The sequence below is a fragment of the Aquimarina ulvae genome (assembly GCF_053613295.3).
This window is the reverse complement of sequence record NZ_JBSIBP030000014.1, coordinates 56,920-78,596: the sequence shown is the minus strand read 5'-3', so window position 1 is coordinate 78,596 and position 21,677 is coordinate 56,920. Positions and strand designations below refer to the sequence as shown.

The 21,677-nt window shown below is 35.6% G+C and carries 16 protein-coding genes; all 16 read left to right on the top strand.

Annotation, left to right across the window (positions count from 1 at the left end; genetic code table 11):
- The first annotated feature begins 16 nt into the window (after positions 1 to 16).
- The 16 genes from ACWGOQ_RS21345 to ilvC all read left to right on the top strand — a co-directional run bounded on the left by ACWGOQ_RS21345 (position 17) and on the right by ilvC (position 21,605).
- Positions 17 to 4,192, top strand: a complete 4,176-nt coding sequence (locus ACWGOQ_RS21345; RefSeq protein ID WP_452059764.1) for an eCIS core domain-containing protein — start codon at positions 17 to 19, stop codon at positions 4,190 to 4,192.
- A gap of 16 nt (positions 4,193 to 4,208) precedes the next feature.
- The gene (locus ACWGOQ_RS21340) at positions 4,209 to 4,904 is read left to right on the top strand and encodes an ankyrin repeat domain-containing protein (protein ID WP_452059765.1); all 696 of its coding nucleotides are present in this window, start codon (positions 4,209 to 4,211) and stop codon (positions 4,902 to 4,904) included.
- Positions 4,905 to 5,095: 191 nt separating this feature from the next.
- The gene (locus ACWGOQ_RS21335) at positions 5,096 to 6,403 is read left to right on the top strand and encodes a hypothetical protein (protein WP_452059766.1); all 1,308 of its coding nucleotides are present in this window, start codon (positions 5,096 to 5,098) and stop codon (positions 6,401 to 6,403) included.
- 146 nt (positions 6,404 to 6,549) lie between these two features.
- Positions 6,550 to 7,368, top strand: a complete 819-nt coding sequence (locus tag ACWGOQ_RS21330; protein ID WP_452059767.1) for a peptidoglycan-binding domain-containing protein — start codon at positions 6,550 to 6,552, stop codon at positions 7,366 to 7,368.
- A 5-nt stretch (positions 7,369 to 7,373) separates the two neighbouring features.
- Complete coding sequence (locus tag ACWGOQ_RS21325) at positions 7,374 to 8,717, top strand: ATP-binding protein (RefSeq protein WP_452059768.1); 1,344 nt, start codon at positions 7,374 to 7,376, stop codon at positions 8,715 to 8,717.
- A 168-nt stretch (positions 8,718 to 8,885) separates the two neighbouring features.
- Positions 8,886 to 10,103 carry an Nramp family divalent metal transporter gene (locus ACWGOQ_RS21320; RefSeq protein WP_452059769.1) on the top strand — a complete coding sequence of 406 codons (1,218 nt, stop codon included), beginning with the start codon at positions 8,886 to 8,888 and terminating at the stop codon, positions 10,101 to 10,103.
- Between the two features lie 27 nt (positions 10,104 to 10,130).
- Entirely contained in the window at positions 10,131 to 10,862 is a 732-nt protein-coding gene (gene pxpA, locus ACWGOQ_RS21315; RefSeq protein ID WP_452059770.1) for a 5-oxoprolinase subunit PxpA, read from the top strand.
- Positions 10,859 to 11,593 (top strand): 5-oxoprolinase subunit PxpB, encoded by a 735-nt coding sequence (pxpB, locus tag ACWGOQ_RS21310; RefSeq protein WP_452059771.1) that lies wholly within the window; start codon positions 10,859 to 10,861, stop codon positions 11,591 to 11,593. The genes pxpA and pxpB overlap by 4 nt, the downstream gene beginning before the upstream one ends.
- Positions 11,590 to 12,447, top strand: coding sequence for a 5-oxoprolinase subunit C family protein (locus ACWGOQ_RS21305; protein ID WP_452059772.1), 858 nt, complete (start codon positions 11,590 to 11,592; stop codon positions 12,445 to 12,447). Before pxpB ends, ACWGOQ_RS21305 begins: the two co-directional genes overlap by 4 nt.
- Before the next feature lie 297 nt (positions 12,448 to 12,744).
- Positions 12,745 to 13,146 carry a hypothetical protein gene (locus tag ACWGOQ_RS21300; RefSeq protein ID WP_452059773.1) on the top strand — a complete coding sequence of 134 codons (402 nt, stop codon included), beginning with the start codon at positions 12,745 to 12,747 and terminating at the stop codon, positions 13,144 to 13,146.
- A gap of 713 nt (positions 13,147 to 13,859) precedes the next feature.
- The gene (locus ACWGOQ_RS21295; RefSeq protein ID WP_452059774.1) at positions 13,860 to 14,609 is read left to right on the top strand and encodes a sensor histidine kinase; all 750 of its coding nucleotides are present in this window, start codon (positions 13,860 to 13,862) and stop codon (positions 14,607 to 14,609) included.
- A 13-nt stretch (positions 14,610 to 14,622) separates the two neighbouring features.
- Positions 14,623 to 15,279 carry a response regulator gene (locus ACWGOQ_RS21290; protein WP_452059775.1) on the top strand — a complete coding sequence of 219 codons (657 nt, stop codon included), beginning with the start codon at positions 14,623 to 14,625 and terminating at the stop codon, positions 15,277 to 15,279.
- A gap of 575 nt (positions 15,280 to 15,854) precedes the next feature.
- On the top strand, positions 15,855 to 17,531 hold the full coding sequence (ilvD, locus tag ACWGOQ_RS21285) for a dihydroxy-acid dehydratase (protein ID WP_452059776.1): 1,677 nt from the start codon (positions 15,855 to 15,857) through the stop codon (positions 17,529 to 17,531).
- Positions 17,532 to 17,638: 107 nt separating this feature from the next.
- Positions 17,639 to 19,372, top strand: coding sequence for a biosynthetic-type acetolactate synthase large subunit (gene ilvB / locus ACWGOQ_RS21280; RefSeq protein WP_452059777.1), 1,734 nt, complete (start codon positions 17,639 to 17,641; stop codon positions 19,370 to 19,372).
- 2 nt (positions 19,373 to 19,374) lie between these two features.
- Positions 19,375 to 19,908 carry an acetolactate synthase small subunit gene (gene ilvN / locus ACWGOQ_RS21275; protein ID WP_452059778.1) on the top strand — a complete coding sequence of 178 codons (534 nt, stop codon included), beginning with the start codon at positions 19,375 to 19,377 and terminating at the stop codon, positions 19,906 to 19,908.
- A 221-nt stretch (positions 19,909 to 20,129) separates the two neighbouring features.
- Positions 20,130 to 21,605, top strand: a complete 1,476-nt coding sequence (gene ilvC / locus ACWGOQ_RS21270; RefSeq protein WP_452059779.1) for a ketol-acid reductoisomerase — start codon at positions 20,130 to 20,132, stop codon at positions 21,603 to 21,605.
- Positions 21,606 to 21,677 lie beyond the last annotated feature (72 nt).

The window sequence follows — 21,677 nt, the reverse complement described above, 5'->3', positions numbered from 1 at the left end:
TATGTAATAAAGGGAAATGTTTAAAACGGCAACCGCACATACTACGAATGCTAAATCCAGCAATTCCTCTCTTTTTCAAAAAGAGAAAGGAGATGGTGCTTTTATTCAGCCTAAACTGAATATTGGCAAGCCAGGAGATAAGTATGAAGTAGAAGCAGATAAAGTTGCCGATACTATTGTTTCCAAAGGAAATGATCAAAGCAATTCCTTTTTTAGTCCTGCTCCGGTTGTCCAAAAACAATCAGAAGAAGAGGTTCAAAAACAAGAAAATAACGAGAACCAGGTTCAACAAAAATCATTAATAGAACATATAAGCCCACTAGTTCAAAGACAACCTGAGGAGGAACCTGTTCAACAAAAAGAAGAGGAAGAAATTCAAAAACAGCCAGAAGAAGAAGTAAAACATAAGGAAGCGGTAGCGGAAACCACAATTCAAGAAAAAACAGATAGTACTCCTATTACTTCGGATATACAAAAACAAGAAGAAGAGATTCAGGAAAAAGAGGAAGAAGAGGAAGAAGTACAACCAATTCAAACCAAAATCAATACTGCTGTCAGTTCCGGCGGAGTCGAGAACTCCTCTATAGAATCCCGATTAAATAGTTCTAAAGGAGGAGGTTCCCCATTGCCAAAGGATACTAAATCCCAAATGGAATCTGGTTTTGGCACCGATTTTAGTAATGTAAGAGTCCATACAGATTCCAATGCGAAACAAATGAGTCAGGATATGGGGGCTCAGGCATTTGCTCACGGAAATGATATTTATTTTAATGAAGGAAAATTTGACACATCTTCTAATTCCGGAAAACATTTGCTGGCTCATGAGTTGACTCATACGGTGCAGCAAGGTGGAGGGATTAAGCGTAAAGCTGCAGACGTAACATCTGCTCCAATTATGATTCAGGGATCATTTTTGGATTGGATACCAGATTGGATCATAAATAATGCACGTCATATTCCTGGATATATATTGTTCACAGTGATTATACAATATGATCCATTGTTAGGACAACGTGTAGAGCCTACACCCATCAATTTACTGCAAGGTTTAATGGGGTTAGTTCCTTTTGGAACAGCAATTTTCGACAAATTACAAGAATATGGGATTATACAGCAAGTATTTGATTGGGTAAACGGACAGCTAAGCAGTCTTAATCTCACATCACAAGGTTTATTGGATTTGGTAGAAGAAGCTTGGGATGAATTAGAATTCCCTTACACTAATGCCATTGAGGTGATTACGCGAAAATTTAATCAGCTTATTAGTAGAATTGAATTATTTGCTATTTCTCTGGTGGATCAAATCATTACTTGGATTAAAGAAGCATTAATAGGTGTTGCAGAACCTATTTTAGAAGAAAATCGTGCCTGGTCATTAATTAAAAAAATCATACACTACGATCCGCTCAGAGATGAAGAAGTTACTGCAACCACAGTAGAAATATTAGAAGATTTCTTAATACTTATCGGTAAAGAAACCGAGTTAGAGCAAATGCGGGAACGTGGTACCTTACAAGAAACTGCCGATTGGCTGGACACACAAGTCGGAACCTTTATGTCATTATTAGGGGAGTTGAGAGGATTGATTACAGCAGCTTGGGATGCCATTCGCCCTGCAAACTTAACAGAAATAGCAGCAAACTTAACAGCATTATCCGGTCGTGTTACTGGTTTCCTAGAACGGGTATGGGCGTTTGCAGCTACAGTAGCTATAGAAGTATTAAAAATCATTAAAAAAGCCTTATTGAGTTGGCTTTCTTCTGTAGCAAATGAAACCAGAGGATTCTCTCTTATCAAAGTGATTATCGGAAAAGATCCTTTTACTGACGAAGCGGTGCCTAGAACAGTTCCTAATCTTATAAGAGGTTTTATGAGTCTTATGGATGGAGGAGAAGAACAATATGCTCAAATGGTAGAGACAGGAGCGATCGCAAGAATTACAGGAGAAATTGAAGCTGCAGTTGAAAGACTGAATATGACCCCGCAATCCATTGTACAACTTTTTATAGACCTTTGGAATTCTTTTACCATAGAGGATCTTTTAAATCCAATAGATGCTTTTATTAGAATTATTGATCAGTTTGGCCAGCCTATAGGCAGATTAATTGCATTTGTTGCAGAAATAGTACGGATAGTGATTGTGGCAATTCTTGAAATTATGAATTTCCCTTTCGATCTGATAGGTAACATCATTACCCGATCGCTACAAGCTATGGAAGACATTAAACGAGATCCCATAGGCTTCCTCAAAAATATATTAAGAGCCATCAAAGAAGGCTTTGTGAAATTCTTTGATAATATTGTTACCCATTTGATCAATGGTGTGATGGGTTGGTTGATGAGGGAGTTACGGGATGCTGGTATTCCAGAACTAACAGACTTCTCGTTGCAAGGAGTAATTAGTTGGGTCCTAGAAGTATTAGGGCTGTCGATGGAAAGAATATGGGAAAAACTCGCAGAACACCCACGTATCGGACCAGAGCGCGTAGCGCGTATTCGTGGAGCGATAAATACATTAGAAGGTATCTGGACATTCATCAAAGATGTTCAGGAACGCGGTATTGCAGCAATCTGGGATAAAATTCAGGAGCAGCTTAGCAACCTTTGGAATGTTGTAATCGATGCAGTAAAGAACTTTGTAATGACACGCATCATTACACAAATCACAACTCGATTACTGAGTATGTTGGATCCAACTGGAATTATGGCGGTGATCAACGGAGCCATGGCTTTCTTTAATGCAGTACAGAGTTTTATACAGTATCTGCGCGAAATGCTGGAAGTGATTAACTCATTTGTGAACGGAGTAGCAGATATTGCACAAGGAAATGTAGCAACTGCAGCAGATTATCTGGAAAGAACTATGGGGCAATCCATGCCAGTGGTTATCGGATTTCTTGCCAATCAAGTAGGGTTAGGAGGAATAGGATCAAGAATAGCTGAGATTATAGGCTCGGTAAGAGCACTGATTGATGAAGCTTTAACCTGGTTGGTGAATAAAGCCGTAGATACCGGTATGGCGTTGTTAGATCGGGTGATGGGAAGAAGTGCACCTTCTTCTGAAGAGGAAACTCCTACTGGCCCTGTCGGAGAAGCTTTAGCTGAAATCACTTCAGAAAGTGGAAGAGAAAAAGATGAAGGAGAAGTTACTGCAGAAGAAGCTCAGGGTATCAAAAACAAAGTAAATACGGATCACGCTTCGGTAATCAATATTTCTTCCGTAACCGATGGTGGTGATACATGGAATTATAATTATGTTCAAAGAGAAGTTCAAGAGGAACCTAAAAAAGTAGTAACACCTCCTGTTGAACTCCCTACTTTTGACAACGGCTTAGGACGGTCGTTTTTTGCTAAATATATAACAAATGATCCTAGTCACACTCCACCAGGAGAAGATGCCAGTCAAAATAATGGGCAAACATTAAAAGGATGGAGAAATCTACAAAATTTTATTGTTTCAGGTGGAAAAACAATTAAAGATAAAAATGATAACCTAGTAAAAGTGGATGCATCTGTTAGGGAAATTGGTAATTATGTAAAAATGCACCTTCTTCATGATAGACTAGGAGGAAGAGCAACTGATTCAAATCTGGTACCAGCTAAGTCATCTATAAATACTGCGTTTTATAATGATATGGAATCTTTTGCTGTTGGTGAGGCAAATTCTGCCCCTCCTGATAATAAAGTGTTATGGTATAGGGTAAATGTATCTTATCACCCTGAATCACCTACAGATGGTATTCCTAATATTGATTATAGTGGTTATCCAGCTACTGTTACTGCAGAATATGGGCATATGGAGTATGATAGCGCCTCTAATAGTTGGAGTGAAGGAGCCGCAAGCCCACATAGTTTTGGAAATAGCGATATCAAAATTCCTGATTTCGGTAAAGCAGAAGATCGAGAATTTTACCCTAATACAGAAGGTTGGAATATTTTAATGGCGATGGAAGATTTTGATGTATTCCCAGATTTCCATATTTCCGAAACTATGGCTAGATTTATAAATAATGAAAGAAGTCAAAGAGGTAATTTTACAAGCTATAACGGACCAGAACCGGATTCGTTTGTAAACAGAATGAATACGAGAAAAGAAGGAAGGCCGAGAGCTAGGGTAACGGTGCCTTCAGATTATGCTCAATCTATGCAATTAATCAATAGCTTACACGGAAAAGGAAGATTTATTATTTAAATACAAATAATTTAATATGGATATAAGTATAGATGAACTGTCGGAATTTATTTATTACCGGAAGAATGAAGACTTTTTCGATAATATAGAAAGTTTAAAAATTGATATACAAGAATTTAATTCTAGAAATTATTCACTCCTACACGTTGCGGCAAAGGTGGAAGATTCAGAAGCTATTATTGTTAAATTGGTTGAACTTGGTTTAGATGTTAATATTAAAGACCCTGATGGTAATACTCCATTAATGGTTGCAGCAAATTATAATTGCCCTAATAATGTTAGAGTTTTACTTAAAAACAAGGCAGATTCTTCAGTTTATAACAACGACCTTAATTCTGCTTTGCATTTATCCTGTGCAGGAAAGCACATACAACCAACTGAGGTTTTGATTGAAAATGGAGCAGATGTTAATATAGATAACGGTAACAAAAAACCTCCTTTGGTAAACGCTGTGAAAGGCGAAGGTAGTATGGAAATAATTAACCTGCTTCTAAATAATGGAGCAGATATAAATTATGGTAGCGGAAATGGGACTCCATTGATGTTTGCAATATCATATAAAAATTTAGTCCTAGTAAAATATTTATTGGAAAAGGGAGCTAAGATCAAAGGGCTTACAAATAGAGCTGGGGAAGATACACTAGAGTTTGCTAAAAGAGTAGGTGATAAAGAAATACTAAGTTATTTAATAGAATGGGTCAAAAAAGAATAGTGACTCCAAAAATAATTGCTTTTAAAGAAACTAAAGTAGATGAGCGAGTCATTCTCAATATAGAAACATTGAACTTTTGTCGAGAAGATTAATATAAACCAAGAATTGTAATAGTAAATAAAAGGTTGGATATCTTCTAGTTATAATGTCCTTAGATTGTATAAATAATTACAATAAATATTTCAAAAAAGATGATGTTTAGGGAAAGAAATATTAATAATCCGAATACCAGATTAGGTCAATCACACCTTTTTCAACCTAAAAAAAGTAATGAGAACTTTATTCAACCTAAATTAAAAATTGGAGAACCGGGAGACAAATATGAAGTCGAAGCTGATGATATAGCAGATAAGGTTGTGACTAATAGAAATACTAGGGATACATTCCTCAACCAATCCCCAGTTATACAGAAACAACCTAACGAAGAAGTTCAAAAAAAAGAAGATGATGAATGGCATAAGGATACTTTTTCAGGAAACAATCATATGCCATATGAGATTCAGGTAATTTTTCAAAATGTAGATAAGAATACCAAATATGTAATCCCGGAAGAACATAAATATGTTTTTGATGAATGGAAAAAAAGCTTGGTTAAACATAAACAGAGTTTGAGTGGACAACCAGGTAAAGAGGGAATTATCAATATTTTTAACTTAATCATTACTGCAATTCGCAACGGTATATTTCCCGAAAAAATGATGCAAATTCTTAAAAAAGGAGATAGTACTTTTCAGACAGCAAGCGATTGGAATAAAGATTCCGACAAATCGTGCGGAACTATAACCGAAGCTGATGTAATAGCAATATTTAAAAAGGGAGATCTTTTTAAACAGCTCGAAGCTAATGATCAAGGTAGAGCTTGTACAGTAATCGAAAACAACCAATGTCTAAAAAGCAAAGAAGAATACCTTGCATTTTTGAAAGATAAAAATATAACCAAACATATCAATGATGCATTTAAGATCATGGGGATTGATACGATTAAATCGCAAGCAGTATATCTGGCTCACGCTGCAGGAGAAAGTAACAACCTTATGAGTCTTACAGAGACAAAGAATAAATGGATGGCTACTTATAGAGGAGGTGAAAATTTTAGAGGAAGAGGTGCTTTTCATACTACTCATAAGGATGGGTATAGTAAAGTATTGGCGTATCTCGACGCATTACTAGACAACGACACGATTGCTGAAGGTGATAAAGAAAAAATTAGGGAAGCTTCAGATGCCATAAAAAATGATGTAACAAAAGCTTCAGATCCTAAATATACCTTCATTTTTTCTGCAGCTTACATGCATATGGCAGGTGGCGTGGCAAAATCTGGAGATATAAGTGAGTCACCATCATTTTTAGGTACAGGATCAGAATCTAGTTGGGTAGCAGGTCAAAATATTAACGAATTAAAAGAAAAGGAAAAGTTTATTGGCAGAGCAAAATTGAAAGCAATCGTATACAAAAATGCTATGGAGATTCTGGGAAATAAAAAATGTACTGCAGCATAGTTCGTAGCCATTTTTGAATAAATATAGAAGATGACAATTTAGTGTGTTATCGAAAAACGTAGGTAAAAACCCCTAAAAAGAATAGTTTTTCACCCCATTGAAAACCAGTTAAATAAGAGTAAATTTAAGTTTTAAAGCGGTAAAGGATGAAAAAAACAGCATATCAAAAAGAATTGGCTATTAAAGCTACTCAAAAAAGAAGAGGCGCTAATAATAACAGAAAAGATGTTATGAAAATTCAATCTTGGTTGACGCTGTTTTCTATTCCTAACCCAAGCAGCGGAACAGCTACAGAAATCGACGGGGATTTTGGACCGGCTACAGAAAGAGCAGTAAAAAACTTTCAGGGTTTTAAAGGGCTAACCAAAACAGGGATTGTTGATCAGGAACTATTCGATGAGTTATCATCCAACTTAAAAGAAGCTTTTAAAAAACCATTAGTTAGCAACAATCTTAGGGATCTGATGGTTGAGGTTGCCGAAAATCACTTACGCCAACATCCTTTTGAACTTGATATAAAGGGACAATCTAATAGTGGACCTTGGGTGCGGAGTTATATGGACGGTCATGATGGAACTCTTTGGTTTTGGTGTATGGGGTTTGCACAAGCAATATTGGATCAAGCATCTAGTGAACTCGGTAAAAATTTTAAAACATTGATGCCACTAACCTATAGTTGTGACACCGTTGGTAATACAGGGCTGAAAAAAGGGTTGCTTTCTAGATATCAACAAATAAGAAAAGATCCCACAATAATACAACGAGGCGATATCTTTCTAATTCAGAAATCACATTTGGATTGGACGCATACAGGAATTATTATCTCTAGAGATAATGATGTTATAGAAACAATCGAAGGAAATACCAATCATCAGGGATCCAGAAACGGAATTGCTGTTATGAAAAGAACCCGAAGCTTTAGAAGATCTAAAATTGATGTATTTTCAATTGAGCCTTTAGTTTAAACATTATGGAAAAAACATTAACGCAGAATACAATACATTTTGATAGTAAGCTTTCTTTTTTAAGAGAAGTGATCGAATATCGCTTAAAAGATAATTATACCAACGAAATACCTGTTTTTCCAAAATTTGATCACATCGTATCAGATGATTCTTTGTTTTCAATATTTGTTAGAAGCAAGAAACTATCCTTAGAAGAAGTTATTACACTACTATTAGCTGTTGTTCCGCACATATCTCCTAATTTTTTCACTGCAATTATCTCTGATTTTTTACCAGGTGGTGGAGAATTACCAGAATTTGGAGGAGTCAAGGGTAAAAACCATAGAGGTATTATACCAACAGGAGAAACCGTACAATTTATTATCGGCGGGAATGATATACAAAAAAGAATACAGCTCTCAGAAATGTTTTATCAGGATCATCTTTTTAGAAGGGAAGGAGTGTTGTATTTAGACAGTGTACCAGTTGGAGAACCAAGAATGAGCGGTCGTTTGATGATCGATGAAGAATATGTAGAGCTGTTTACTACCGGCAGGGTATTAAAGCCTACTATGAACAAAAACTTTCCGGCAGAACTAATAAATACCCAATTGGATTGGGAAGATTTGGTGCTAAATAGCAAAACACTACAACAAATAAAAGAGATTGAAACTTGGTTAAATTATAACGATATTGTATTACGAGATTGGAATATGAAATCCAGGATCAAACCTGGTTATCGTATTCTTTTTTCGGGTCCACCAGGAACCGGAAAAACACTTACAGCTACCTTATTAGGGAAATATACGGGAGCAGATGTATACCGTATCGATTTATCGATGATTGTTTCTAAATATATAGGAGAAACTGAAAAAAATCTATCGAAGTTATTTGACAAGGCAAAAAACAAATCCTGGATTCTGTTTTTTGATGAAGCAGATGCCATTTTTGGAAAGCGTACCAGCGTTAGAGATGCCCACGATAAATATGCAAATCAAGAAGTGTCGTATTTGTTACAACGTATTGAAGCACATCCCGGACTGGTTATTTTAGCATCTAATTTTAAAAATAATATTGATACCGCTTTTACTCGTAGGTTTCAGTCCATTATAGAATTTGAAAATCCTTCGTATAAAGAACGATTATTACTTTGGAAGAAAAACTTACCTGACAAAATTACCTTAGCAAAGGATGTTTCTCTAGAAGAAATATCAAAAAAATATGCAATAACAGGTGCTAACATCATTAATGTAGTCCAATTTACCTGCCTCAAAACAATTGCCTCAAAGGATCGGGCAATTCAGCTAGACACCTTGCTAGAGGGAATTAAAAAAGAATACCTCAAAGAAGGAAAAATGGTCACTATCTAAGAGTTTATAAACTATTTAACCATCTTATCAACAATTTCACGTATTTCCATACAGAAATCAATATTTTAGGATAGATCCACTAGAAATCAACAAAATTTTTTATCAAAAAAAACGTCGTACACTCTTTTGGATTTACCATTTTTAGACTAATATCGATTTTCTCTTTGGATGAAAAACATTTTTAAGATTGGACCAGGTACCTTGGTCACGGCAGCTTTTATTGGCCCAGGTACCGTTACTGTTTGTACGTTAGCAGGAGTAGAATTTGGATATGCTTTGCTTTGGGCTATGGTGCTCTCCATAATAGCATGTACGGTATTACAGGAAATGGCGGCACGTTTAGGGGTAATAACCCAAAAAGGATTAAGTGAAGTATTAAAATCTCAATTTAATAATAAAATAGTCCGGTGGACACTGATATCACTGGTGTTATCAGCAATTTTTATCGGTAATGCTGCATACGAAGCGGGTAATATAAGCGGAGGTGTGTTGGGGCTGTCTACCATCTTAGGGTCACCAATAGTAGAAATAGGTACTATTTCGATTAATTACATGAGCATCGTTATTGGAGTGATTGCCTTTATACTATTATACATAGGTAATTATAAAGTATTAGAACGGAGTCTCATTGTTTTGGTACTTTTCATGAGTATTGCTTTTATCATCACAGCAATCGTTACTAAACCAGATCTCTCTTTACTTTTTAAAGGATTTGTACCTAGTTTTTCAACAGATAACATATTGACAATTGTTAGTATAATTGGGACTACTGTGGTACCGTATAATTTATTTCTACATGCCGCTATAGTAAGCGAAAAATGGAAGTCTAAAGAAAAATTACCTGAGGCTAGGAGAGACACTATTGTTGCCATAGTGCTCGGCGGTTTGGTATCTATGGCAATCATCATTGCAGGAGCAGCTATACAACAAACAGAGATAAATAATGCCACTGATTTAGCAAAAGGGCTAGAACCTGTTTTTGGTACCTTGGCCAAATATGTATTATCAATGGGTTTGTTTGCTGCGGGAATTACCTCCGCTATAACAGCTCCTCTGGCAGCGGCCTATGTAGTAAAAGGATGTTTGGGTTGGAAAGATGGTTTGAAAAGTAAAACATTTAGATCTGTCTGGATATTCATACTTTTTTTGGGAGTACTGTTTTCATCTTTAGGAATAAAATCAATCGTAATTATTCGATTTGCTCAGATAGCAAATGGACTTCTTTTACCCATTATTGCCATATTCCTTTTATGGGTGATGAATCAAAAAAATGTTTTGGGGAATTTTACGAATTCATTGAAGCAAAATTTGATTGGTTTTTTGATTGTATTGATTACTTGTTTTTTAGGTATTATAGGTGTATGGAAAGTATTTGAAAATATGTAGGTAAAATTTTAATTAATTGTAAGAATTTTGAAAAGAATAATATTGAATGCTGATGTTGGAGAAGAGGCTGGTTTTGACAAGCAAATTATGACTTATGTCTCGTGGTGTAATATTGCTTGTGGAGTTCACGCAGGTAACGATGAGGTGATAACAAAAACAATTGATTTAGCGTTACAGCATGAGGTAAAAATAGGAGCACACCCTTCCTATCCTGATAGAGAAAATTTTGGAAGAGAAGTGATGGATATTTCATATGAAGATCTCGTGATTACTTTAATAAATCAAATCCAAAAAGTAAAATCCTTAGCAGAAGAAATGGGAGGGCAACTACATCATGTCAAACCTCACGGGGCATTATATAATGAAGCGATGAAAAATGAAAGAGTCGCGAGGGCAATAATTCATTCTGTAAAAATTATCGATAAAAGTTTATATATAGTATCGCCAAAAAATTCATTAATTGCTTATATTGGCAGAGGTGATATTGAAGTAAAATACGAAGTGTTTGCAGATCGTCATTATAATGACGACGGAAGCTTAGTGTCGCGTACTGAGAAAAATGCGGTATTAAAAAATCCTGAAGAGGTTTTTAGTCATGTTTGGAATATGGTTGCTGATGGAAAAGTGAAGACTATAAAAGGAGAGGAGCTTTCTGTTTTTTTTGATACCATCTGTGTGCATGGTGATAATCCAAAATCGGTACAGATTTTAGAGTATATCGATAAGGAGTTTTCTAAACGAAATTATACGTTGAAATGAAAAAGATAGGAACTCAATTTGTATATAAACAGTATAGCGAGCGTGCAATTTTAATACAAGAATCGTCAAAAATTGATGAAGATTTATTAAAAACATTGATTTCTTATAAAGAATCTATTGAAGAATTTTATGATAAAGTGATTGTTGAGGTAATTTTGTCATATAACTCGCTGTTAATTTATTATACTGTAGCTATAGAAGATATCTATAATGAAATTTTAACACTAAAATCATTGTTCCCTGATAGTATTGAGAATCAGAAGCAAGAAAAACGCTTATGGAAAATACCGGTTTGCTATGATGTTTCGTTTGCTCCAGAACTTTCCTCTTTTGCGGCAAACAAATCGATGGATATTGATAAGGTAATTGCATTGCACACAACTCCGTTGTATGCAGTTTATTTTATTGGATTCTTACCAGGGTTTTTATATTTGGGCGGTTTAGATGATCAATTGGTTACACCAAGGAAAGCTACCCCAAGTCAGAAATTAGAGAAAGGTTCTGTTGCTATCGGGGGACATCAAACTGGGGTGTATCCATGTGATAGTCCAGGTGGTTGGCATGTGATTGGTAAAACACCGGTGCAGTTTTTTGACATAAATGCTTCAGTTTGTTGTTTTGCTTCTCCTGGTGATAAGATTCAGTTTATATCGATTGAAAAATGTAAATATAACGATTTAAGTACATTAATGAATTCTCCTAATTGTCTTCCTGAATTTGAAGTTTTATGATGAGTGGTGTAGAAATTATTTCATCAGGTTTGTATACAAGTATACAAGATCGGGGTCGCTTTGGTTTCTCTAAGTTTGGAGTGCCAAGAAGTGGTGCTATGGATTTAGATTCTTTTTTTTTAGCCAATGCGCTGTTGAATAATTATCAAAATGGTGCTGTTATCGAGTGGACCATCATTCCTCCGGTTTTAAAATTTCATAAAGAAACAAGTATTGTAGTAACAGGTGTTTTATGTATTCCATATTTAAATGACAAAGCTTGTAAAATGAATGCACAATTAAGGGTTTGTAGTGGTAATGTTTTAAAGTTTAAAAATATCAAAAAGGGAGTGTATGGTTATGTAGGAATAAAACATGGTTTTATGTCAGAAAATAAACTTAATAGCAGGTCGCAGTATAGTATGGTCACCAAATCCGATAAACTTCAGAAAGGTGATGTCGTTTCTTATAAAAATAGTATTGATTTTTCGACATCGCATACGATTGTAAAACCAACTTTTTTTTGGTCTAGATCAAGTAAAATTAATGCTTTTCAAGGACCAGAGTTTAATCTGTTGTCAGTTGATCAAAGAGAAGTTTTATTACAGAATGATTTTACTATTGCAAGTAGTAGAAATCGAATGGCAATTCCTTTGAAAGAATCGTTACAAAATGATTTACATTCGATGTTAACTGCTCCTGTGTTACCTGGTACTGTTCAATTAACTCCGTCAGGTCAATTGATTATTTTAATGAGAGATTGTCAAACAACAGGAGGATACCCTAGAGTGTTGCAGCTAACAGAAGAAGCTATTAATAAGCTTGCACAGAAAAGAGCTGGTGAAAAAATAAGACTGGTAATAAAATCGTTTTAGTAACAGGTGTATACTTTATCGTTTGTGCTTCTGGTTATGTTCTTATCGGTTTTGTTATCTCACTGTTGTTGGATTTGTAAGAATTGTCTATAGGGTAATTCTACCCTTTACTGGTAGGGGTAAAAGCCCCTTTGTGTAGTTTTTTCTATTTATCTGTAAAAATTGTAAATTATTGATAATTAAATGATTGAGTATATGGTTTTACCGTAATAAAATTATAGAAAAGGGTGGTGTTATTTGTACAACATATTGTTTTTTGGATATATTAGCGGTGATAACCCAATAAACAATTTAATTATGGCAAAAAAAGTACAAAGACCCCAAAAGTGTATTACTGAAAATGAAGCAAGAGAACTACATGATAACTGGTGTAAAAAAAGAGGAAGACGTCTTCAGAAGAAGTTAGGATTTGAAGATGCACGCGAATTTCATTGGTCAGTTGCGGAATTAGAAGAGTATTTAGCATATGTTAAACAGGAGTCTGAAGAACAAGGAATAAAAGATCCAGGAATCAGGATATATATGGGTGCATATTCTCAGTCTAAATGTAAAATGGGTAAAGGAATGTCTACCCTGTTTTTAGCACCAACAGGTTCTCGTCCTGGAGCGTCTGGCAAAGATGGAGGTGATCCAGAAAATAACTATGATATTCCTGCTTTTAATAGAGGAGGAACTGGTCATCCGCCAAATGATTATTAACCAAATATGCTATTTTTATTTTTAATAAACTTATTTGAATTTCTAGCGGCAATAGTTGGAACAATCTATATATCAAAGTATCGAGAAGATAAAATTTCTCGATACTTTGTTTATTTTTTATGGTTTACAGCCTTGTTTGATACTTTTTTCGGGTGGACTCCATCTTTAATTTTTGATAATGAATCACTGTTTTTTTTAAAAGATACTTTTCTATATGAAAATCATTGGGCTTATAATTCCTACGATATAATAAGTTTCTCTTTTTATTTATTTTTATTTTTACATTATATAGAATCGCTAAAGGTAAAAAAAATAGGGTTTTACATCATTTTATTTTTTATAATTACTTCACTTTTGAATTTGATTTTTTCTGGTGTTTTCTTCGAATCTCCCGCGTTGTATAGTTTGATAATAGGAACTTTATTATTATTGGCCTTTATTGTTTATTTTTATTTTCAAGTATTGCAAAGTGATAAAATTTTAAACTTTTATAAAATTCTGATTTTTTATATTTCTGTTGGGGCATTGGTTTTTCATATATTGGTGAATCCTATATTTATTTACGGTGAGTATTATAGTAAAGAAAGTCCAAACTATCATAAAATCCATAAGTCAATATTGACTTTCGCCAATATTTTTATGTATACTTGTTATATTATTGGTTTTGTAGTATGCTCGAAGAAGAACAAATCTTACTTATAATTTATTTTACCGTGATTATCTTATTTTTTGCGATATTCGGTATCATGTTCTTCGTTGCTTTCCAACGGCGCAAAAACAAACTACTTCTGGAAAAATTTAAAGCAGAACAACGTTTTGATGAAGAACTACAAAACTCTAAATTAGAGATTCAGGAACAAACGTTGAAGAACGTAAGCTGGGAACTACACGATAATATCGGTCAGCTACTATCTACTGCAGTCATGCAAATCAATATCTTAAGTACCAATCTGGAACCAACAATCAAAGAATCCGTTCAGGATATAAGAAGTTTGGTGGGAGATAGTCTGCAAGAAATCAGAAACCTTTCTAAAACCCTCAATCACGAGGTTATTCAGAATATTGGCTTAGTGAAGTCTATTCAAGTTGAATTAGATCGTTTTAAAAAACTGAATTTCTTAACTCCAGAATTTATTGTACTTGGTGAAGAGGTACTGATCAATCCTAAAGATGAAATTATTTTGTACCGAATTATTCAAGAATTTTTTTCTAATACAATAAAACATGCAGAGGCATCTCATCTATTGGTACAATTAGAATACACTACAAGCAATTTGACCATTACTATAAAAGATGATGGAGTAGGATATGATATGGCATCAGTACAGGCTAATTCGGGGCTGTTAAATATGAAAAGCAGAGCCACTTTGGTCAATGCTCAGTTAGATTGTACTACAGAACCGGGTAAAGGAGTTTTGCTTACCTTGCAGTATCCATTTAAAGAAGCGGATAAGGTATCATAAAATATAAATCAAAATGAAGAAAAAAACCGTTGTTATTGTAGATGATCATCTTCTATTTGCACAATCTTTAGAGAGTCTTATTACAAATCTGGAAGGATACGAAGTATTGGCGATTCTAAAGAACGGAAAAGAGCTTACCCAGTATTACTTACATAAAAGAAAAAAACCAGATCTCATTCTGCTAGATGTAAAAATGCCGGTGATGGATGGTATCCAGACCATGCAGTGGTTAAAAGAAAATCAACCTGAACAAAAAGCATTGGCATTAACCATGGAAGATGATGAGGAGACCATCATAAAAATGCTAAGAGCCGGAGCCAGAGGGTACTTGTTAAAAGATATTCACCCAGAGAATTTTGAATTTGCCATGAAAATGGTCATAGAACAAGGTTTTTATTATTCGAGTAAAATAGAAACTGCGTTGAAGTATTCTGAAAAAGCAGATGCAGTAACGAGTCATGATCTAACAGAAAAATTGACAGATCGCGAATGGACTTTTTTAAAATATACCTGTTCAGAACTTACCTATAAAAGTATTGCAGGGGAAATGAATTTGAGTCCAAAAACTATCGAGAATTATCGCGAATCAGTTTTTAGAAAGTTAGAAGTAAAAACCAGAGTGGGACTTGTGATTTATTGTATGAAAAACAATTTGTTTAAGTTGGATTAGAAATTAAAGGGTATTTGTATTTGTTTTTCAGAAATATATTTCGTTATATTTACCACATAAATGAAAAGTAGAAACATACATAGCAACAATGTCATTAATATTGAGGTGATTATTTCATCTTGGTAAAGGGATATGTGTTGGTGTAAACTTATAATCGAATCCCTTTACAAACGTAAAGGGATTTTTTTTGAAACATTATAAATGAAGCAATCTATAACCATTATTGTCAATGTCATTCGTATCACCGTTATTATTGTATCGGGATGATGGGATGTTGTATAGTGTATCTAACTTAAAATCCCTTCCGTATTCAGAAGGGATTTTTTTTATCAATACAATGAGTGAAATAAAAATTAACAAATAGTGATTGTAAATGAAACGAGGGTAAATATCTGTTATTCAGTAAGTAAGATGTGTTTGGTGACGGTTGGATGTTGTAAGGTTATTGAATAAAATATAATAGTTTAGTCATTACAAAATAATTTTATACTGTGGTTTATTTGATTACATGTGTATTTATCAATAAAACAGTTAATATTTTAAATAATTAATAAAAAAATTCACATTCAAACGGAATGAGCATAAATAAGTATAGCAAACAAGTAACTCAAGACGATACACAACCGGCAGCACAAGCGATGCTTCATGCAATTGGCCTAACCGACGAGGATTTTAAAAAGCCGTTGGTGGGTATAGCAAGCACCGGGTACGAGGGCAACCCTTGTAATATGCATCTGAATGATTTAGCAAAGTTAGTTAAGAAAGGGACACAAGAAGAGGATGTTGTAGGTTTGATATTTAATACTATTGGTGTAAGTGATGGTATTTCTATGGGAACTCCTGGGATGCGTTTCTCATTACCCTCCAGAGATGTGATTGCAGATTCTATGGAAACTGTGGTGCAGGCAATGTCTTATGATGGGATGGTAACGGTAGTAGGATGTGATAAAAATATGCCAGGAGCATTAATGGCAATGTTACGATTAAATCGTCCATCAATTTTAGTATATGGAGGAACCATTGCTTCTGGATTACACGCAGGAAAGAAACTAGATGTAGTTTCAGCTTTTGAAGCCTGGGGAGAAAAAGTAGCAGGAACTATTACGCAAAGCGAATATAAAAATGTAATAGAAAAAGCCTGTCCAGGAGCTGGAGCTTGTGGAGGTATGTATACCGCCAATACGATGGCTTCTGCCATTGAAGCGTTAGGAATGTCTTTGCCTTATAATTCTTCAAATCCAGCGATTAGTAAAAACAAAGAAGAAGAAAGTATAGCCGCAGGACGTGCGATGAGAACACTGTTGGAAAAAGATATGAAACCCTTAGATATTGTCACTAAAAAATCATTGGAGAATGCAATTCGTCTGGTTACCATATTAGGAGGCTCTACCAATGCAGTACTACACTTTTTAGCAATTGCCAGAGCTGCCGATGTAGAATTTACCTTAGCAGATTTTCAAAGAATAAGCGATGAAACTCCGTTTCTTGCAGATTTAAAACCAAGTGGAAAATATTTGATGGAAGATGTACACGAAGTTGGTGGAATTCCCGCAGTGCTTAAGTATTTATTAAAGAAAGGATTATTACACGGCGATTGCTTGACCGTAACTGGAAAAACCCTGGCAGAGAACCTGTTAGATGTTCCGGATCTTACCGAAGGACAGGATGTGATAAAGCCATTAGAAAGCCCCATCAAACCTACGGGGCATTTGCGAATTATGTTTGGTAATCTGGCTGAAGATGGGTGCGTCGCAAAAATTACCGGGAAAGAAGGATTACGTTTCCAAGGAAAAGCAAAGGTTTTTGACAGCGAGTACGAAGCTAATGATGGGATACGAGATGGTAAAGTGGAAAAAGGCAATGTGGTCGTCATTAGGTACGAAGGTCCTAAAGGAGGTCCAGGAATGCCTGAGATGCTAAAACCAACAGCGGCGATTATGGGAGTGGGCCTTGGTAAAGATGTCGCCTTAATAACAGACGGAAGATTCTCTGGGGGAACTCACGGATTTGTGGTAGGACATATCACTCCAGAGGCACAAGAAGGAGGTTTGATCGCGTTAGTAGCGGATGGGGATATTATCACAATTGATGCAGAAACCAATTCAATTACCGTTGCTATTGAGGAAGAAGAAATAAAGAGAAGAAAAGCTTCTTGGGAGCAACCACCATTGAAATTTAAAAAGGGAGTTTTGTATAAATATGCCAATACAGTATCATCTGCATCACAAGGATGTGTAACAGATGAATTTTGATAAAACTTTAATATATACAGTATTTGAAGTCAATGATTTGTTGTTCCTGTGTATACAGGAATCAAAAAACTTTTCAGTAAGAACTGAAAGAAAAAATAGATAGCGTAATGGAGACACAAACGCAAGCAGTAGAGAAAGAAACAATAGAATCCACCGGAATAATGACTGGAGCAGAAGCAGTAATACACTGTTTGTTAGCAGAAGGTGTAGATTTGATTTATGGGTATCCTGGCGGTGCAATTATGCCGGTATATGATGAATTATATAAGTTTCAGGATAAAATACACCACGTACTTACCAGACATGAGCAAGGAGCAACGCATGCAGCACAAGGATATGCCAGAGCAAGTGGTAAAGTCGGAGTAGCTATTGCAACATCGGGACCGGGAGCGACAAACTTTGTAACCGGTATCGCGGATGCTCAAATTGACTCTACACCAATGGTGTGTATTACAGGACAGGTAGGTTCTCATTTATTAGGATCTGATGCTTTTCAGGAAACCGATATTATAGGAATTTCTACTCCGATCACGAAATGGAATCACCAAGTAACCAAAGCTGAAGATATTCCTTCTGTGTTAGCCAAAGCCTTTTATATCGCGCGATCTGGTCGTCCTGGCCCGGTTTTGATAGATATAACAAAAGATGCTCAGTTTGGTGAACTGGATTTCAAATATGTACCGTGTAAAGGGGTAAGAAGCTATAAACCGGTTCCTGAAACAGATCCGGAAACGCTAAAAATGGCGGCAGAATTAATAAATAGTGCTAAAAAGCCAATGATGGTTTTTGGTCAGGGTGTGATCCTTGGTGAAGCCGAAACGGAATTAAAAAACTTTATTGAAAAGTCTGGGATTCCAGCGGCCTGGACCATTTTAGGGTTATCTGCCTTACCAACTGCACATATATTGAACGTAGGTATGGTAGGGATGCACGGTAATTACGGGCCTAATAAACTTACAAATGAATGTGATCTGTTACTTGCTGTAGGCATGCGTTTTGATGATCGGGTAACTGGTAATCTGGAGACCTATGCAAAACAAGCTAAAATCATTCATTTCGAAATAGATCCTTCAGAAGTAAATAAAAACGTAGAAGCTGATGTTGCTGTGATGGGAGATGTAAAAAACACCCTTGCACAAATACTTCCTCTTGTAAAAGCGAATAGTTATGATGCATGGTTGCAAGAATTTAAGGGGTATGATGCGATCGAATACGATAAAGTAATCAAAGAAGAGTTGTATCCATCTGTAGAAGGATTATCTATGGGAGAAGTGCTTAGGGGAATTAATGAAGAAACCAAAGGGGATGCTATCATTGTTTCTGACGTAGGACAGCATCAAATGATTGCTTGTAGGTATGCAGAATTTGTAAAATCAAAAAGTAATGTTACCTCAGGTGGTTTAGGAACCATGGGGTTTGCCTTGCCAGCAGCGATTGGCGCTAAAATGGGAGCTCCAGATAGAGAGGTTGTTGCGATCATTGGAGATGGAGGATATCAAATGACTATCCAGGAATTGGGAACCATTTTTCAAACTAGAGTGCCTGTGAAGATTGTGGTACTAAATAATGATTTCTTGGGCATGGTACGTCAATGGCAGCAGTTATTTTTTGATAAGCGATATGCTTCTACAGAAATGGTAAACCCAGATTTTGTAACCATTGCAAAAGGATATCACATAGAAGCCAAAAAAGTAACCAAAAGAGACGAATTGCAAATGGCAATTAAAGAAATGATAGCTTCAAAAGAACCATACTTTTTAGAAGTATGTGTAGAAAAAGAAAACAATGTGTTTCCGATGATCCCTACAGGAGCTTCAGTTTCAGATATAAGACTTGAGTAATTATGGAAAAAGAAAATTTTACAATATCGGCATACACCGAAAACAACATAGGACTACTAAATAGAATTTCTGCGATCTTCCTGAAGCGTCATATCAATTTGGATAGTATGACGGCTTCTCAATCAGAAATTAAAGATGTTTTTCGTTTTACCATAGCCGTAAAAGTTACAGAGGAGCAAGTGAAAAAAATAGTAGGTCAGATTGAAAAACAGATTGAGGTGATCAGAGCATTCTACCATAAAGAGGAAGATATTATTTATCAGGAAACTGCGCTGTTCAAAATCTCATCAAAACTTCTGTTTGAAGAACGTCAGATTCAGAATGTAATAAAAAATAGTAATGCCAATATCGTTACCGTAACTCCAGAGTTTTTTGTGTTAGAAAAAACAGGAAGAAGGAGAGAGGTCGATGCATTATATAAAAAATTAGAAGCTTATGGTCTAATGCAATTTACCAGATCTGGCAGAATTGCAGTGACAAAAGAAAAAATGCATATCTCATCAATATTAGAAAAGTTTGCTGAAGAAACTTTGTGAAGGATGGCAGGCTTTCGATGGGCTCAAGACAGGTTTTGTATTTTTTCGCATCTGTTCTTTGGTGTTTGCCCTACACGGATGTATCGAGAACAAGTAAAAAAAGATATGACGAATAGTGTAACTCCATATAGTATTTGGGATACACGAAAATAAAAACAACTAAAAATCAAAATTAAATAGATTTCCGTTTGTACGGAAGTAACCACAAATTAAAAAAGGAAATGGCAAATTATTTTAATACGCTATCATTAAGAGATCAATTAACGCAGTTAGGGAAATGTAGGTTTATGGATTCCTCCGAATTTACTGATGGAATCAAAGCATTAAAAGGAAAAAAAATAGTAATCATAGGTTGTGGAGCACAAGGGCTGAACCAAGGATTGAATATGAGAGATTCAGGTTTGGATATTTCATATACGCTAAGAGAGGCTGCTATCAAGGAAAAAAGGCAATCTTATAAGAATGCTACAGAAAATGGGTTTGCTGTAGGCACATATAAAGAATTAGTACCCACTGCTGATGTGGTTATTAACCTGACACCGGATAAACAACATACACAGGTTGTAAATACCGTTATGCCTTTAATGAAAAAAGGTGCGACACTTTCTTATTCTCATGGATTTAATATTGTTGAAGAAGGAATGCAGGTTAGGAATGACCTTACCGTAATTATGGTAGCTCCAAAATGTCCTGGTTCTGAAGTTAGAGAAGAATATAAAAGAGGGTTTGGAGTACCAACTCTAATTGCAGTGCATCCCGAGAATGATCCTCAGGGTCACGGATTAGCCCAGGCAAAAGCGTATGCGGTAGGAACTGGTGGAGATAGAGCCGGTGTATTAGAGTCTTCATTTGTCGCAGAAGTAAAGTCAGATCTAATGGGAGAACAAACAATTCTTTGTGGTCTTTTGCAAACGGGTTCTATACTTTGTTTTGATAAAATGATGGCAAAAGGAATAGACTCTGGATATGCTTCCAAATTAATTCAGTACGGATGGGAAACCATTACCGAAGGATTGAAATATGGTGGAATCACCAATATGATGGATCGATTGTCTAACCCTTCTAAAATAAAAGCATTCCAGCTTTCTGAAGAATTAAAAGGTATTATGCGCCCATTATTCCAGAAACATATGGATGATATCATCGATGGTCATTTTTCTAAAACGATGATGGAAGATTGGGCCAATGATGATAAAAACTTACTATCATGGAGAGCGGCGACCGGAGAAACGGCATTTGAGAAAACTCCTGCAGGAGATGTAGAAATTTCTGAGCAAGCTTTTTATGACAATGGTGTGTTGATGGTAGCTATGGTAAGAGCAGGAGTAGAACTTGCTTTTGAAGCAATGACATCATCCGGAATTATAGAGGAATCTGCGTACTACGAGTCTTTACACGAAACACCACTTATCGCCAATACGATTGCCCGTAAAAAACTGTATGAAATGAATCGAGTGATTTCTGATACAGCAGAATACGGATGTTACTTATTTGATCATGCTTGTAAGCCATTATTAGAGGATTTCATGAAAAAGATCGATACTGATGTAATTGGTACGGCCTATGATGAAGGAAAAAGTAATGGAGTAGATAACGCAAAGCTGATTGAAGTGAACGCGGCATTGAGAAATCATCCTATAGAAGTTGTGGGAGCCAGGCTGAGAGCGTCTATGACAGCTATGAAGCCAATAGTATAATCAAGATAACTTATTTGTCTAGCTGGGTCTGTCGAAGTTTTTTGAGATGTGTATTGTGTAATCTTTGATGGA